General features: G+C 67.1%; 15 protein-coding genes. 8 read left to right on the forward strand and 7 right to left on the reverse strand.

All coding sequences use genetic code 11. From position 1 onward, the window contains the following. Positions 1–193: 193 nt before the first annotated feature. On the reverse strand, positions 194–607 hold the full coding sequence (locus tag MRQ36_RS27730) for a hypothetical protein (RefSeq protein ID WP_242799697.1): 414 nt from the start codon (positions 605–607) through the stop codon (positions 194–196). Positions 608–966: 359 nt separating this feature from the next. Here MRQ36_RS27730 and MRQ36_RS27735 point away from each other — a divergent pair, with 359 nt between their 5' ends. Then, positions 967–1,392, forward strand: coding sequence for a hypothetical protein (locus tag MRQ36_RS27735; protein ID WP_242799698.1), 426 nt, complete (start codon positions 967–969; stop codon positions 1,390–1,392). Between the two features lie 190 nt (positions 1,393–1,582). Here MRQ36_RS27735 and MRQ36_RS27740 read toward each other — a convergent pair whose 3' ends face one another. The 3 genes from MRQ36_RS27740 to MRQ36_RS27750 all read right to left on the reverse strand — a co-directional run bounded on the left by MRQ36_RS27740 (position 1,583) and on the right by MRQ36_RS27750 (position 4,868). Continuing rightward, a complete protein-coding gene (locus MRQ36_RS27740; RefSeq protein WP_242795455.1) occupies positions 1,583–2,674 on the reverse strand; it encodes an IS630 family transposase in 1,092 nt (363 codons plus the stop codon). A 66-nt stretch (positions 2,675–2,740) separates the two neighbouring features. Beyond that, positions 2,741–3,370 (reverse strand): hypothetical protein, encoded by a 630-nt coding sequence (locus MRQ36_RS27745; RefSeq protein ID WP_242799699.1) that lies wholly within the window; start codon positions 3,368–3,370, stop codon positions 2,741–2,743. Positions 3,371–3,920: 550 nt separating this feature from the next. Further along, on the reverse strand, positions 3,921–4,868 hold the full coding sequence (locus MRQ36_RS27750) for an endonuclease/exonuclease/phosphatase family protein (protein ID WP_242799700.1): 948 nt from the start codon (positions 4,866–4,868) through the stop codon (positions 3,921–3,923). A 266-nt stretch (positions 4,869–5,134) separates the two neighbouring features. On the opposite strand from MRQ36_RS27750, the gene MRQ36_RS27755 reads away from it, so the two are divergent. Then, positions 5,135–5,806 carry an HNH endonuclease family protein gene (locus MRQ36_RS27755; RefSeq protein ID WP_242799701.1) on the forward strand — a complete coding sequence of 224 codons (672 nt, stop codon included), beginning with the start codon at positions 5,135–5,137 and terminating at the stop codon, positions 5,804–5,806. 142 nt (positions 5,807–5,948) lie between these two features. Here the strand turns inward: MRQ36_RS27755 and MRQ36_RS27760 are convergent, their stop codons facing one another. Beyond that, entirely contained in the window at positions 5,949–7,121 is a 1,173-nt protein-coding gene (locus MRQ36_RS27760; protein WP_242799702.1) for a hypothetical protein, read from the reverse strand. A 918-nt stretch (positions 7,122–8,039) separates the two neighbouring features. Between MRQ36_RS27760 and MRQ36_RS27765 the strand changes: the two genes are divergently transcribed. Then, complete coding sequence (locus MRQ36_RS27765; RefSeq protein ID WP_242799703.1) at positions 8,040–8,450, forward strand: hypothetical protein; 411 nt, start codon at positions 8,040–8,042, stop codon at positions 8,448–8,450. 142 nt (positions 8,451–8,592) lie between these two features. Then, positions 8,593–8,994, forward strand: coding sequence for an Imm50 family immunity protein (locus MRQ36_RS34790; protein ID WP_374250829.1), 402 nt, complete (start codon positions 8,593–8,595; stop codon positions 8,992–8,994). An 88-nt stretch (positions 8,995–9,082) separates the two neighbouring features. Here MRQ36_RS34790 and MRQ36_RS27775 read toward each other — a convergent pair whose 3' ends face one another. Then, the gene (locus MRQ36_RS27775; RefSeq protein ID WP_374251210.1) at positions 9,083–9,589 is read right to left on the reverse strand and encodes a transposase family protein; all 507 of its coding nucleotides are present in this window, start codon (positions 9,587–9,589) and stop codon (positions 9,083–9,085) included. 79 nt (positions 9,590–9,668) lie between these two features. Between MRQ36_RS27775 and MRQ36_RS27780 the strand changes: the two genes are divergently transcribed. Next, entirely contained in the window at positions 9,669–10,178 is a 510-nt protein-coding gene (locus tag MRQ36_RS27780; protein ID WP_242799705.1) for a pyridoxamine 5'-phosphate oxidase family protein, read from the forward strand. Here MRQ36_RS27780 and MRQ36_RS27785 read toward each other — a convergent pair whose 3' ends face one another. Further along, positions 10,179–10,364 carry a hypothetical protein gene (locus MRQ36_RS27785; protein ID WP_242799706.1) on the reverse strand — a complete coding sequence of 62 codons (186 nt, stop codon included), beginning with the start codon at positions 10,362–10,364 and terminating at the stop codon, positions 10,179–10,181. A gap of 82 nt (positions 10,365–10,446) precedes the next feature. Between MRQ36_RS27785 and MRQ36_RS27790 the strand changes: the two genes are divergently transcribed. From MRQ36_RS27790 to MRQ36_RS27800, 3 genes are read left to right on the forward strand one after another with little or no spacing between them, the layout of a single operon-like run. After that, on the forward strand, positions 10,447–11,265 hold the full coding sequence (locus tag MRQ36_RS27790) for a hypothetical protein (RefSeq protein ID WP_242799707.1): 819 nt from the start codon (positions 10,447–10,449) through the stop codon (positions 11,263–11,265). Next, the gene (locus MRQ36_RS27795; protein ID WP_242799708.1) at positions 11,262–12,176 is read left to right on the forward strand and encodes a DMT family transporter; all 915 of its coding nucleotides are present in this window, start codon (positions 11,262–11,264) and stop codon (positions 12,174–12,176) included. Before MRQ36_RS27790 ends, MRQ36_RS27795 begins: the two co-directional genes overlap by 4 nt. Positions 12,177–12,215: 39 nt before the next feature. Further along, positions 12,216–12,959 (forward strand): SDR family NAD(P)-dependent oxidoreductase, encoded by a 744-nt coding sequence (locus MRQ36_RS27800; RefSeq protein WP_242799709.1) that lies wholly within the window; start codon positions 12,216–12,218, stop codon positions 12,957–12,959. The last annotated feature ends 9 nt before the right edge of the window (positions 12,960–12,968 follow it).

A 12,968-nucleotide genomic window follows, 5' to 3' on the forward strand; every position in this document is an offset into this window, starting at 1 on the left:
TGATAGTGGCGGTGATGACCTCGACGGCGTGCTCGTGGGCGGCCTTGCGATGCGCAGCTGCTCACCGCCGGTCGCCACGTCGGTGTGCCGGTTTAGGTGGCGGAAGATATCCCACGCGTCGCCGGCAGCGCGGTCGACTTGACCTGCGAAGCCAACCACCGCATCGGGCCGAACCGAGAGTGTCATCTCTCGCCTAACTCACGAGGAAGATGCCGGCCACGCCGACGACGGTGAGGACGAGGGCGGCAGCGAGGACGTAGAGGCGCGCACGTGCATCCCGCACGACGTAGGTGCACAGGCCGAGCGCACCACCCAGGATCGAGGCGGCGTACCACGGCAGACGCAAAGGCGTGACATCACCAGTGAAGATCATCCAGGTAGCGACAACGGCGACGAAGATGGTCGCGTAGGCGATCGTCTGCCGTACGTTCCTGTAGGCCGTCGTCTGCAAGCGCGTCACAGACTCGCGGTATACCTCCACCGGCTCGGTGCCATCTTCTTCGGTGCCCCGATGTCGACGATCACGACTACCGGTCTTTCGCCCCCGGCTCATGCCGGCGAACATATCAACGACCGTCACGCCGCAGCTGCCCTCCGTAATGGTCATCCAGGGGAGGCTGAGTCGGTTGTGCACACGAGCAGCCAACCAACGGCCAGAGCGAACGACGGCGCTCCGACGTGGCGACCCGATCGCACGGGAGCCATCAACCGGCTACGAGTACAGCTACTCGTATTTGCCCACCCTGGTGCGCGCACTCGACTGCACCAACCGCGGGCCGCTCGTGCTCACCAGCCAGTTCCAGACACACCGGTCGCTCTGATCGCAGCCGAGCGGAAGGAACTGGAACGGTGACTCCGCGAGCGCATAGTCGCCACGGGGACAGCGCGCCGCGGCAGCGATAGACGCTGCCAAAGCTCAGCACGTCCACGTTCAAGGTGAGGCGATGACAGGGCGCTCGTCGGCCGGTGGCGACCGTGCTGAGGGGCCAGGGCCGCGGCGAGGACGCCCGGCGCATTCTGCTTGCCCGGCAGCGGCGCGACGCCCGCCGTGCCCGGCCGGGATCCCGGCTCTGGGGTTATCTCCAGGACGCTACCGTCGGCTACGGATACCGGCCGCAGCGCGCCGCCGTCATCTCCGCCGCGTTACTCGCGGTGGGTGCCGTCCTTTTCGGTGTCCATCCGCCGGCTCCGGCCGAGCCGGCGAAGGCACCGTCGTTCAACCCGCTGGTCTACACGCTCGACCTACTGTTGCCGGTGCTGGATTTCGGTCAGCAGAGCGCCTTTCTACCGAAGGGCCCCTACCAGTGGGCGTCGTGCGCCTTCATCGTCGCCGGCGTGATCCTGGCGACGACGATCGCGGCCGGTCTTACCCGCTCACTGCGCCGAACCTGAGTCGGCAGGCGATCGTGGGCGTCCGCATGCCGGGGATCGGATGGATGTGTCCGAGTGCCCCTAGCCGCCGATCGGAGCCGCCTCTTCCCCGGCCGAGGCGGGCGCGTTGGCCGTCGACGAAGTTACGGGCCAACGCCAGCAGATCCCGTAAGCGCAGTCAGGATCGGGCCTGATTTTCACTAGTGCCTCGTCACGCGGCCTTGAAGGGGTAATCTGGGTGGCGGATCTTGGACTTGGTCGCGTATCCCGTTTTCGGACGGGCGCGCTGGTTGTGCCAGCGGATGTAGTCGCCGATGACGGTGTCCTGCTCGGCGTGGGTGCGGTGGTCGGTGCCGTTGAGGGCGAAGTAGCGCAAAGCGGCGAACTCGGCTTCGATCCAGTTCAGCCAGGAGCTGTAGGTCGGCAGGAAGACCAGCTCAACGTCGTTGGCCTGGCACCAGGCCCGGACGGTGGGGTGCTTGTGCGGGGAGAAGTTGTCCAGGATCAGATGCAGCGTCTGTCCTGGCCAGCGGCGCCGCAGGGTCTTGAGGAAGTCGAGGAACTCGCTCGATCGTTTCCGGTCCCGGATCCGGTAGTGGATTCGTCCGGTGGCCAGGTCGAGGCTGGCGATCATGTGCCGGACACCGTGGTCACGGTGGTAAGTCGCCCGGAGTCGGACCGGGTTGCCCTGCGGTTTCCAGGCTTTGCCCGGCCGGGGCTGCAGGTTCAGCGGCCCGAACTCGTCGACGCAGATGACCCGGCCGCCGGCCGGTGGATGGTCGTAGAGGTCGAGGACCCGACGCATCTTGGCGGTGAAGTCCGGGTCGTTGCTGGCTTTCCACGTCTTCGACGTCTGCCAGGTGACGCCGCGTTCGTGCAGGATCCGCCGGACGGTCTCGATGCTGATCGTGTCCACCTGGCCAGTGGCGATCAGGTAGTCACGCAGCTTGGACAGCGACCAGGTCGAGAACGGCTGGCCGAGGAAGCGGGGGTCACACCGGGCGATCACACAGATCCAGTCGCGGGTCTGCTCATTGATCTTGTTCGGTGTGCCCCCTCTCCATTTTGGGTCCAGCGCGTCGAACCCCCGCTCGTTGAACGCGTGGATCACGTCGCGGACGTAGTCCTCGGTGGCCTTGAGCAGGTACGCGATGTCGGGCGCCGGCTGGCCCTGGCCAGACATCAGAACCACGATCGCCCGGCGCAGCTTGACCGGGTTCTTCGCGGTCCGCGTGATCTTCTGCAGCCGCTGGCCCTCGGCCATCGACAGCGCCCGCACGAACACCTCCGGGCGTCGTCCCACCCGGCATCACCTCCCACACAACAGCGAGAGGGACAGCCTGCCCGAGACGGCCTCCGAACCGACGGATTACACGGCCAACGTCCAAAGACGAGGCACTAGCTCGTAGACGACGCCGCCGGTGTCGGGATCGATGATTGGCCTGCATTCATCGCGTGAGACTTCTTGGCGCGTTGATCCGGACTTAGAGCGTTTCCAGACGACCTGCCAGGCCGCGAAGGGAGCCTCGTCACATGCGAACCGGACTCTGACTGAGAGCTTCTGCACCCGATGGTCCTCCCCACTCTCGCGGTAGTACGGCTTCATCGCTGCATAGGTGTCCTCGAAGACCTGCTTGATGCCAACGCGGACCCGGCGGTTACGGGCGATTGGTCCTAGCAGGTACACCCATCGGTGGATCCGACCATCCTCCTCGGCCACGGCACCATCGAGCAACCGATGTTCCGGGTACAGCGAGGTCACCTCTTCGAGCGTCCGGCTCTGGCCACTCCAGTGGGAACGAATTCCGACAAGTCTTAGGTTGTTGCGGGTGGCGCGGATGCGTTGCTGCCGGCTGTACGTGTATCGGTGACGCTCTCGGCCCTCATCACTGCAAACTCGAGCGACCACGAGCAGCCCCACGAGCTCCTCAATCACGAAGTCTTGCGAACTGTGGATCCGCCTAGCGTGGTAGGTCAACGCTGCCGCATTGATGACCATGACCGTAGCCCCGACTGCAACGGTCGCTGAGAGACCATGCGAGACCGCCCAGCTAATTCCCGTGCTGGACACAGCGGCGAGGACCGTAAGAGCGAGCGCAGCCAGCTGCAGCAAGTCTGAGCTTCGCCCAGCGAGACGCGCTGGGGTGCTGTCGAGCAGCCTTTGCAGTCCCATCGCTCCTCCGCGTACAGCATGGACGGACACCGGTCGCAGCCGGTAATGAACCGCATTAGGCCCAGTGTCGTGGTGTGATCAGGATGAGGCCATCCCGGGCAGCACTCACTCAGCGCTCACTCAGTCGGGACCCTTGGTCCTAACTCCTTGGTACCGAAGTCGCAATGAGGAAAGGGTGTTGCAGTCGAGGGGAGGCACGCCACGGAACCCGTCGCGCAACCGGCGGCTGCGTAGCCGACCCAACCGGCCACGAAAGGATTGTCCATCGCCGGGTTCCGAGCCCGTGGTCGTGTCCAGAGCGACGTCGGGCCACGAGCCGGTCATGCGGGTTCGCACGGACAGGCGTCTATGCCCTCACGGGCCGGCCGGACGCGTGCTACGGCCTGGTGAAGCGAGCGACGACCGGGGCGTGGTCGGGCACGATGGCGGCGTCCCGGCCGCGGGTGGACGCGCCGATGGAGGTGATGTCGTCAACGAGACAGTCGATGCTGACCAGGCGGAGCTGGAGGTCGCGGGTGGCGAGGATGTGGTCGATCAGTTCACCGCGGCCCTGGTAGATGCGGGAGTAGGCCCGGGCGGCGGGAAGGCGGCGTCCAAGGTTGTACAGCCGGACCGAATCGCCCTTGTCCGGGCGGTGAACGTCCCCGTCGGCAGGCCCTTCGAGCAGGACGGTCGTGACGGCATCGGGACCGTCGTTGAAATCACCGCACAGGATCGTCGGCACACCGGGCTGCCCGTCGACAGCGGACGAGGCGAGGACGGTGTTGAGGTGAACGCGCACGGCGACGGCCTCGGCGCTGCGTCGCAGAAGCGCGTAGCCGGCGCCCCGGGCGCGTTCGTCTTCGTTCAGCGGGTAGCGCCGACCGCCCGGATAGGTCAGCAGCTTGCTTTTGAGGTGAGCGGTGACCAACCGCAGGCCTCGGTCGCCGCAGTCGACATGCACCTGCACCGCCCCGCGACCCAAATGCGTGAGCGTCTGACCGTCCACATCCGGAACCGCCGGTAGGCCCGCTGGCGGCAGCGCGGTCACCTGTGCCTCCTCGGTGAGGGGATGCCGGGCGAGGACGGCGACACGGATCCCACGGTGGTCAGGGTGAGCGGAGACGACCCCTTGCCATGGCTCACCCAAGGCCGCCCGGAGGTCCTCAGCGGCATCCGGCGAGCCGACCTCCTGCAACGCGACGACGTCAGCGCCGGTGCCTGCGATGAGCGCGGACAGGTAAGCCAGCTTCGCCGCATAGTTTTCCGCGGCTGAGGAATCGGTGCCGTCAGGCCGGAACAGGTTTTCCACGTTCCAGGTCATCACGGTCAGATCGTTGGCCAACGTCGCTCCCGCATCCAGGTCCGCTACCAGCCTTAACGCCGCACTGTAGGCCGCCGGGAGACCCACGGCTCCCGCTACGTCGCCATGTCGACAACCGCCTACGCATCAGCCGCCCGAGGGCCGTGAGGCGCCGACCGGCGAGGCAGGGGGAGGGATATGCAAGTCAGTCTTCGTGGAATTGCCGCTACCTCTTCACAAGGACGACCTTCGATCGACATGATCGTTCGAGATGGTCGCTGTCCACCACCGGTTGCCCAGGAGGCCCCATGCGCGACACCCAGATCCCCACCCGATCCTCGCTACGGCGACGCATCGCCGCCACGGCCACTGCGGCGCTCGCCGCCACGTGCCTGGTGGCCGTGAACGCGCAACCGGCGATGGCCACGCCTCCGGGAATCCCGTCCAAGACGACGGCACAGTCGCAGCTCAACGCGTTGACGGTGGCGGCGCAGGGCTCGACCAGCGGCTACTCTCGCGATCTGTTCCCGCACTGGATCACCATCAGCGGCACCTGCAACACCCGCGAGCAGGTCCTCAAGCGTGACGGCACCTCCGTCGTGGTCGACAGTTCCTGCGCCGCGACGTCGGGCCGCTGGTACAGCCCCTACGACGGCGCCACCTGGACGGTCGCCTCCGACCTCGATATCGACCACGTCGTACCCCTCGCCGAGGCTTGGCGCTCCGGCGCCAGTTCTTGGACCACCAGCCGCCGGCAGAGCTTCGCCAACGACCTGACCCACCCGCAGCTGATCGCCGTCACTGACAACGTCAACCAGGCCAAGGGCGACCAGGACCCCTCCACCTGGCAGCCGCCGCTGTCGTCGTACCGGTGCACCTACAGCAAGATGTGGATCTCGGTGAAATACACGTGGGGCTTGACCCTGCAGTCGTCGGAAAAGTCCGCCCTGCAGACCATGCTCAACACCTGCAGCGCCTGACCGCGGTTTCGGCCGGCGGCACCGCCGTTCTCAGGCGCGACCGCCGGCCGAAACCGTGCACACCGTTAGGTCCTTCGGTTGCGATCGAGGCAGGTCCCGAGCGGAATGCGCGAGGTGCACTCTCAAGCCGGCAAGCCTTCCATCACGGGTGGGCGTCGGACCGCGGCCTCTCAATTTCGTCTCGCCGGTAGTAGGTCGGCGAGTTGCTGCACAGTTGGCAGGCGAGAACCAGCGGCTGACCGCCCCGCCCCGGCGGCCTCCCGCCGCAGCACAAGGGCAAGTTGTCCACCTCGGGCGCTACGGCCCCCGTGACGATCGAACTGTATCGCCGTTCGCAGGCTCGTTCCGCTGTCCCGTCACGGCGCGGAACGCTTCCGGCCTCGGCCAGATCGAGAGTTCCGCCGCGCTCGGCCATCACCGTGGCGTGCGCGTCGGCGGGGATCCAGCTGACGCGGTCGCGGTGACGGTACGGCAGCCAAGTGCCGTGGAGGATGCCCTCCAGCAGGTGGTCCAAGTGGGGACGCGGACCGCACGGAAACATGGCGGTCGTGGCGGCCTTCTGCCGGCTGTAACTGTGCGGGTTCAACGTCGGGTACAGATGCAAGCGGCCGCACGGCATGGCTTTTCGGGTGACTGGGCAGCGGGTGGTGCCCGTCCAGAGGTCGGACCAACCGCACCGCTGAGCTTCGAACGTGATCGCGCCCGCGCCGATCTCCAGTCGGGCCTCGGACAGGTACATGCGGTGGTCGTCGAGGGCCGGCACGGACAGGTGCGGCACCGGGTGCAGGAACGCAATGTTGTCGGCGTCGCGGTCAGTGGTCCACACCACCCGGTCGCCGGCTTTGCGAAGCGCTCGCTGCCGTGCCCGGATGGTCCGGGAAGTCTCCTTGGAGTGCTGGACCTCCCCGGCCACGGTCAGCGCCGGACCGATGGCCAGGACGTCCGGCCGGCGGTGGGCGCGTGGCCGCCACACCTCGACCTCCACGGTGCCACCGACAGACTCCCAGGTGCGGGCCTTGCGCTCCTTCAGCGCCTTGTGGGTATCGGTTTCGGGCTGGTGCTCCGCATGGGGCGAGCGGCCATTCTCGTGTCGGAACATCGGCCTGTGCTGCCCTTCGACGAAGGTCAGCCAGACCGGTGCGCGGGGGAGCCCTCGTTGGGCCTGATGACGCATGCAGAGCAGGCAGAGGAGCTTCCCGCCGCCGGCGCCGTGGGGACGGTCGTTGGCGAGCCGTTCACGCAAACCAGGTTGGTCCGGATGCCCCCAGAGCGCGGCTCGCGGCTGCAACTCCACCATGGCCGGCACGTAGAACACGCCATCGTTCAGGGCGAGTGGGTCCAGTTGCTCCCAGACTGGTCGTGTCACGCGTCCCCCTGGCGGTGGTCCTGCCGGGTAGCCGTTCGATCCGGTGAGTTACCTGTCGCGTACCCACAGTATCGAGTTTCGGCTATGTTTCCCAGCGAAGTGAGCAGGGCTTCATGGAGCGCGTAATCACCGGCTGCACAGCTCAAGCAGTCCACTCCGATCGGAAGGACTCCTCGCATGGCCAGCACGCCGACGCCTAACTGCCAGGCTTGCGAATGACGCTGCCTCCGGCTGGTGCGTCCGCTCCAGCGGACCATCTCGGCTGGGGCAGCCGTTCGGCGGCCGGGCAGCGGACGAGTCCGCGACCTTGGGCGAGCGGCATGCCGGTCGGTCCCACCAGACCGCGCGAGCGATGTCAGCTCGACATGATCGTCCTCCGTCACACCTCTGCCAGGAGAAGGGCGAGTACTTTCCCGGTGCTGACTGCCATCCCGACCGCGACCACACCGTCAGAGGCCTCGGCGAGCCACGACCCCGCGGCCGCTTCTGAACTACGGTGCACAGCGGCGACGGGCAGCGCTTGCGGAGCTCGAACGGGCCAGGCGTGGCGGCACCTAGCGGTTCACGTGGCCGCTCACGCACAGGCGCTCGTGCCGCCCCAGTCGGCTTCGCCGGCCCGTTGGCACGCAGGTCGTCTCAACTGGCCCAGCGCAGCTCGTTGACGGCAAGGCCAAGCGCCTCTTTCTTGTCGACAGCTCGACGCAGTCGCGGCGGGGACCGCAGAGGCCGATCTTGAGCGAGTGCCAGGCGGCCGGCTCGACAGGTGATCTTGATTCTTGGTACGCCAAGCGCCGTAGAAGCGATGCTCCATGATTGCTGTCGATCTCTACAGTGTGGTTGCCGCCGTAGATCAGAGGAGGCCACGCCATGAGCAGCTGTGTTGCCTGTCGAGCGCAGCAGGGCACCGTGGTTCATATCGAGAGTCGAGGTGTGCCGCACGGCAGCCCCGGCCACCAGATCAACTACGGTTGGAGCAGCCTCACCGCCTGTCCTGAGTGCGGCAGCGGCCTTCTCGTGCGCTTCGATCACGACTGCTTCCAGCAGCCCTGGGAGGAGCCGTGGGACATGGACTGGTCGTGGCCGGTCGCCACTGAAGGGATTCAGCGGTTAACGGCCGCTGTTGCCCGGTGCCCCGATCCGCTGCAGCCGTCGTGCGGATGCCCGGTGCACCGGTCGCTGCGGGACAGCACCGAGGAATCACTGCCTCGTGGGGTGTCGGTGACGGTGGACCTGACTGAGGATGGGCTGCCACAGGTGAGGTCAGTGGGCGTGCGGTGAGACGCCGATCGATCGCGGCGATCGAAACAGCCGGGCGTCGAGATCAGGCGATTGTCAGCAGCACGGCTTGGTCGTTCGCGGTAGCTGCATGGTAGAACCGGCGTAGTCCGACAGCAGGTCCTTGACGAGCTTTGGAGGTCGGATGGGAAATGCTTCCTGGGTTGACCTCTTGTTGGAGCCGCGCGGGATCCGAGCCATCTATGGCGAGGATCCGCCAACGCTGACGGCAGTTGATCTTCACGACTTGGTCCTTCACCGCGACGGGCCACGGGCTACCTTGCGGCTTGACCTCGCTCAGTTCCCGCGGAAGCCGCCGAAGAAGTGGGCTGATCAAGGCTTCAACGTTGTTCAAGTCCAACTCACCTTGGTGGATGTACAGCATCTGTCCATCGCCGGCTGGTCGACCCACGCCACGCTTGACCTCGAAATCAATCGAACCGACGAAGTGCTTTCGCTGAGAACGAAGAATGGGCCAGTTATATTGAGCATCGACGCGAGATGGCTCGTACTGTCGCACCTGCAGGCATACCGCCGCTTCCCCTAGGATTGGCAAGCTTGTGGGCAGGCGACCTCCGGCGACCGGCCCCAGCGGGCTCTTCCCGCCTCGGCCATGTCGGGCTATTGAGCCCTTTTCATCCTGGGTAGCGGTTGGTTTCGACGTGGTGCAGAACGAGGATGGCCTGCACCATCGGGGTCACTCGCCGTGGGCAGCAGCGCAGCTTGTTGAGGATCTTCCAGGTCTTGAGGGTGGCGATCGCGCGTTCGCCGCGGGCTCGGATTCTGGCGTGGGCGCGGTTGACGGTCTTCTGCCGGCGTGACAGCTTGGGCCGGAAGCGGTGCCGCTTGAACGGGGTGCGCACGCTGCCGCGGGCTCCTTGACAGCCCTTGTCGGCGAAGGTCATCACGTCCGCCCTGCTCAGGGCCTCGATGATGCCGTGAGTCCGGGCTGCAGTCAGGTCATGAACCGAACCGGGCAACGCCGGTGAAGCCCAGACGAGCCGGCCGGCGGCATCGGCGATGACCTGCACGTTCACGTTAGATGACCCCCCTTGAGGGGCCGCGCCGTACGAGTGGTCGTCATCGCCGCGCCGAGTCCTCCTTCGATACCCTGAGGGGAAGTTAGCTCCTCGCAGCGTGATGGCTGGGCTGCACCGGTGGACCTATAGTCTGGCCGCGTCCGGCCCCTGCGGGAGGACCGTGACGAGCTTTGGGGGTCGGATGGGAACCACGCTCGACATCACCCGGGCTGGGGTTCGAGAGGCTGACGTACAGGCAGCGGTGACGGAAGTCCTGGGTCAGGCACGCCTGATCACGCTCGCCACAGCGGGACCGCACGGCCCGCATGCGAGTCCGGTCTTCTTCGCGGCCGACGACGCCCTCGTGCTCACATTCGTCAGCGAGCGCAGCACCCGGCACACCAGCGGGCTGGCTGACGACGCCCGGATGTCCGGCGCGGTCTTCCTCGAACCTCCCCTGTACGGCGAGCAGTTGCGTGGCGTGCAACTTCAGGGCACGGCCGGCGAGGTGGACGGCCCAGATCGGGAGCGGGCGATCGAGGTCTACCAGCAGCGTTTCCCCGACTTCGCTCGTGATCCCGCCGTGCGGGAGACGTTTCTGGCCGCCGCCGGCCCGGCGGTGCTGTACCGGTTCGTGGTCAACGAGCTGACGGTGCTGGACGAGCCGCGTTTCGGTCGGCGTGTCTATATCCCGGCGGTCGTGCGGCGATGATCAGGTCGCCTCGTCGTCGGTGAGGTCGATCTCCGGCACGTCCACGTTCGCGAAAACCGCGAGGCTGTCCGCCGGATCGAGGTCCGCGGCGAGGGCCTGCAGTTCGGCGAGAGGGTCGACGTCGGCCGGCAGAGTGCCCGCCTGAAGCTGACTGACCCAGTCCGCGCGTCCGCGCTCGGCCGTCACGGCGCCTCCCCGATAATCCGCTGTTCCAGTGACCACAGCCACCTTACAGTGACAGCGGTCACTGGAATGGGGGTGGAAGGCGATGGACAGCACCGGCAAGTTGGTTCGCCTGTCCCGACTCCTGCCGTCCGGTAGGACGGTGATGGTGCCCTTCGATGACGCACTGATCAGCGGCCCCCACGCCGGCTTATTGGACACGGTAGGTCGAGCTGGTGAGGTCGCAGCCGGCGGCGCCGACGCGATCCTGGGCTTCCGGATGCTGCACGAGCGGTGCGTGCGTCAGGGACTGTCGATGCCGTTCCTCGTCAACCTGACCGCCAGCACGGTGTTGTCCGCCCACACTCGGAAGGTGGCCGTCGGCTCGGTCGAGGCGGCCCTGCGGGCGGGCTGCGACGGCGTGGCCGTACATGTGAATGTGACCGACCGGGACGAGGCTCTCATGTTGAGTACTCTCGGCGCGGTCAGCGACTCCTGTCAGCAGTGGGGCATGCCGCTGCTGGCCATCATGTATCCGCGACGGGCCGCCGCCGACGGCACGGACGACAACTACCTGCAGCGCCGCGCCTCGGACCGGCCGGGCTACGCCACGCTTGTTCGACATGCCGCCCGCATCGCCGTGGAATTAGGCGCCGACATCGTCAAGACCCAGTACACCGGCGACCCGGAGAGCTTCGCGACGGTCGTCGAGGCGGCGATGGGTGTACCGGTTGTCATCGCCGGTGGGCCGCGGACCTCGATCCGGCAGGCGCTCGACAACGCCCACAGCGCCGTCGCAGCTGGCGCAGCCGGAGTGTGTTTCGGCCGCCAGACCTACAATCGCGCCGACGTCACGGCGTTCGTGCGCATGCTGCGTCTGGTGGTCCGCGACGGGCGGGACCCGGCCGACCTGGCTCCCGAGTGACCCTCGTGCGCGGCGTCGAGGCATTGCGGTGGCGTTCGGCGGGCCCGGCGGCCGGCACGGCGGCCGTCGCGACGCTCTGGGGTACCAGCGGAGTGGTGGTCCGGCACATCGACCTCAGCGCGGTGCAGATCGCCGGCGGCCGGGCCGCAGTAGGTGCTCTCGCATTGACGGTATGGCTGCTCAGCCCCGCCGGGCGGCGGCACCGTCGCCTCCAGGCGGGCCGCTGGTCCGCGTCGATCACGTCCGGCGTGCTGCTCGCCGCGCACTGGTGGACCTTCACCCTGGCGCTGCAGCGGATATCCATCGGCACCGTGCTACTCGGCATCTACCTGGCGCCACTGATGATCACCGCACTTGCCCGACACACCCTCGGGGAAACTGTCACCGGCCGCCAGGTCGCCGCGCTCGGCCTGGCCATGGCCGGCGCGGTGCTCATCTTCCAGCCCGACCAAGCCGGTGGCTGGGGTGGCGTCGCCCTGATCGGCTTCTCCGCGGCGGCGTACGCCGGATCGATCCTGGCCAGCAAGCGGGTGTTGCTGACCGCGGCACCGCTGGCTCTCAGCGCTGTTCAGTTGGGCGTCGTCGCGGTGCTGCTCGTGCCGGTGTCGATGGCCGAGCCGCTCGTGGTGCACGGGGGAGACCTTGCCCGGATCGCGGTGCTCGGCGTCGTGTACAGCGCCGCCGCCCAACTGATCTACCTGCGGTGCCTGCGGAAGCTCCCTGCGGTCACCTCAGGAATTCTGCTCTATCTGGAGCCGGTCTCCGCCCTGATCAGTGGGTGGCTACTGCTGTCGGAAACCCCAACGGCGGCCACCGTCTGCGGCGCCCTCCTGATCCTCCTCGCCGGAGGAGCGATCAGCTACCGAGAGGCCACCGCGCACCGGACGTCCGGGCGAGCGAACAACCGTTAAAGTGACGCTCGGAGACCGAGCGCGGACGAGGAGTCCACCATGGTGTTGAGGGACAAGGTTGTACTGGTCACCGGTTCCTCGCGCGGCATCGGACGGGCGGCCGGCGACGCGTTCGCGACCCGCGGATCCATCGTCGTGCTGAATTCACGGGCCGACGTGGCGGCCGGCGAGCAGGCCGCGCACGCCATCGCCGAGCGTGGTGGCACCGCCGACTACCTCCAAGCCGACGTCTCCGACCAAGACGACGTGAACCGGTTGTTCGACGAGATCGAGCGACGCTACGGTCCGGTCGACATCCTGGTCAACAACGCCGGCCGCACCGAGAGCATGCCGATCCTCGAGTCGACGGCCGAGCACTGGCGCCACATGCTGAACGTCAACCTGATGTCGACGGTGCTCTGTTCCATCCGGGCCGCCCGCACCATGCCCGCCGGCGGCGCCATCATCAACACATCCTCGATCCGCGGCTTCGACGCCAACGGCCGCGAGGGCGTCATGGCCTATTCCGCCGCCAAGGCCGCAGTCAACAACTTCACCCGCACCCTCGCCAAAGAACTCGCCCCGACCATTCGCGTCAACGCCGTCGCCCCCGGCTTCGTCGCCACGTCATACATGGACCGGGTTGAGGAACCACTGAGGCAGTCGTGGCTGGACAACATTCCGCTGCGCGAGTTCATCACCCCGGAGCAGATCGCCGAAGCATACGTCTACCTGGCCGAAGCGCCGTACGTCACCGGGACCATCCTGACCGCCGACGCCGGTTTCACCCTGGGCCACGGCTGACCCACCAAA

This window comes from Micromonospora sp. R77 (assembly GCF_022747945.1).
Lineage (GTDB): Bacteria > Actinomycetota > Actinomycetes > Mycobacteriales > Micromonosporaceae > Micromonospora.

Bases quoted from the DNA above. Each gene is read 5' to 3' on its own strand.
- MRQ36_RS27730 (WP_242799697.1), bottom strand. From the start codon at position 607: ATGACCATTACGGAGGGCAGCTGCGGCGTGACGGTCGTTGATATGTTC.
- MRQ36_RS27755 (WP_242799701.1), top strand. From the start codon at position 5,135: ATGCGCGACACCCAGATCCCCACCCGATCCTCGCTACGGCGACGCATC.
- MRQ36_RS27765 (WP_242799703.1), top strand. From the start codon at position 8,040: ATGAGCAGCTGTGTTGCCTGTCGAGCGCAGCAGGGCACCGTGGTTCAT.
- MRQ36_RS27780 (WP_242799705.1), top strand. From the start codon at position 9,669: ATGGGAACCACGCTCGACATCACCCGGGCTGGGGTTCGAGAGGCTGAC.
- MRQ36_RS27800 (WP_242799709.1), top strand. From the start codon at position 12,216: ATGGTGTTGAGGGACAAGGTTGTACTGGTCACCGGTTCCTCGCGCGGC.
- MRQ36_RS34790 (WP_374250829.1), top strand. From the start codon at position 8,593: ATGGGAAATGCTTCCTGGGTTGACCTCTTGTTGGAGCCGCGCGGGATC.
- MRQ36_RS27745 (WP_242799699.1), bottom strand. From the start codon at position 3,370: ATGGTCATCAATGCGGCAGCGTTGACCTACCACGCTAGGCGGATCCAC.
- MRQ36_RS27790 (WP_242799707.1), top strand. From the start codon at position 10,447: ATGGACAGCACCGGCAAGTTGGTTCGCCTGTCCCGACTCCTGCCGTCC.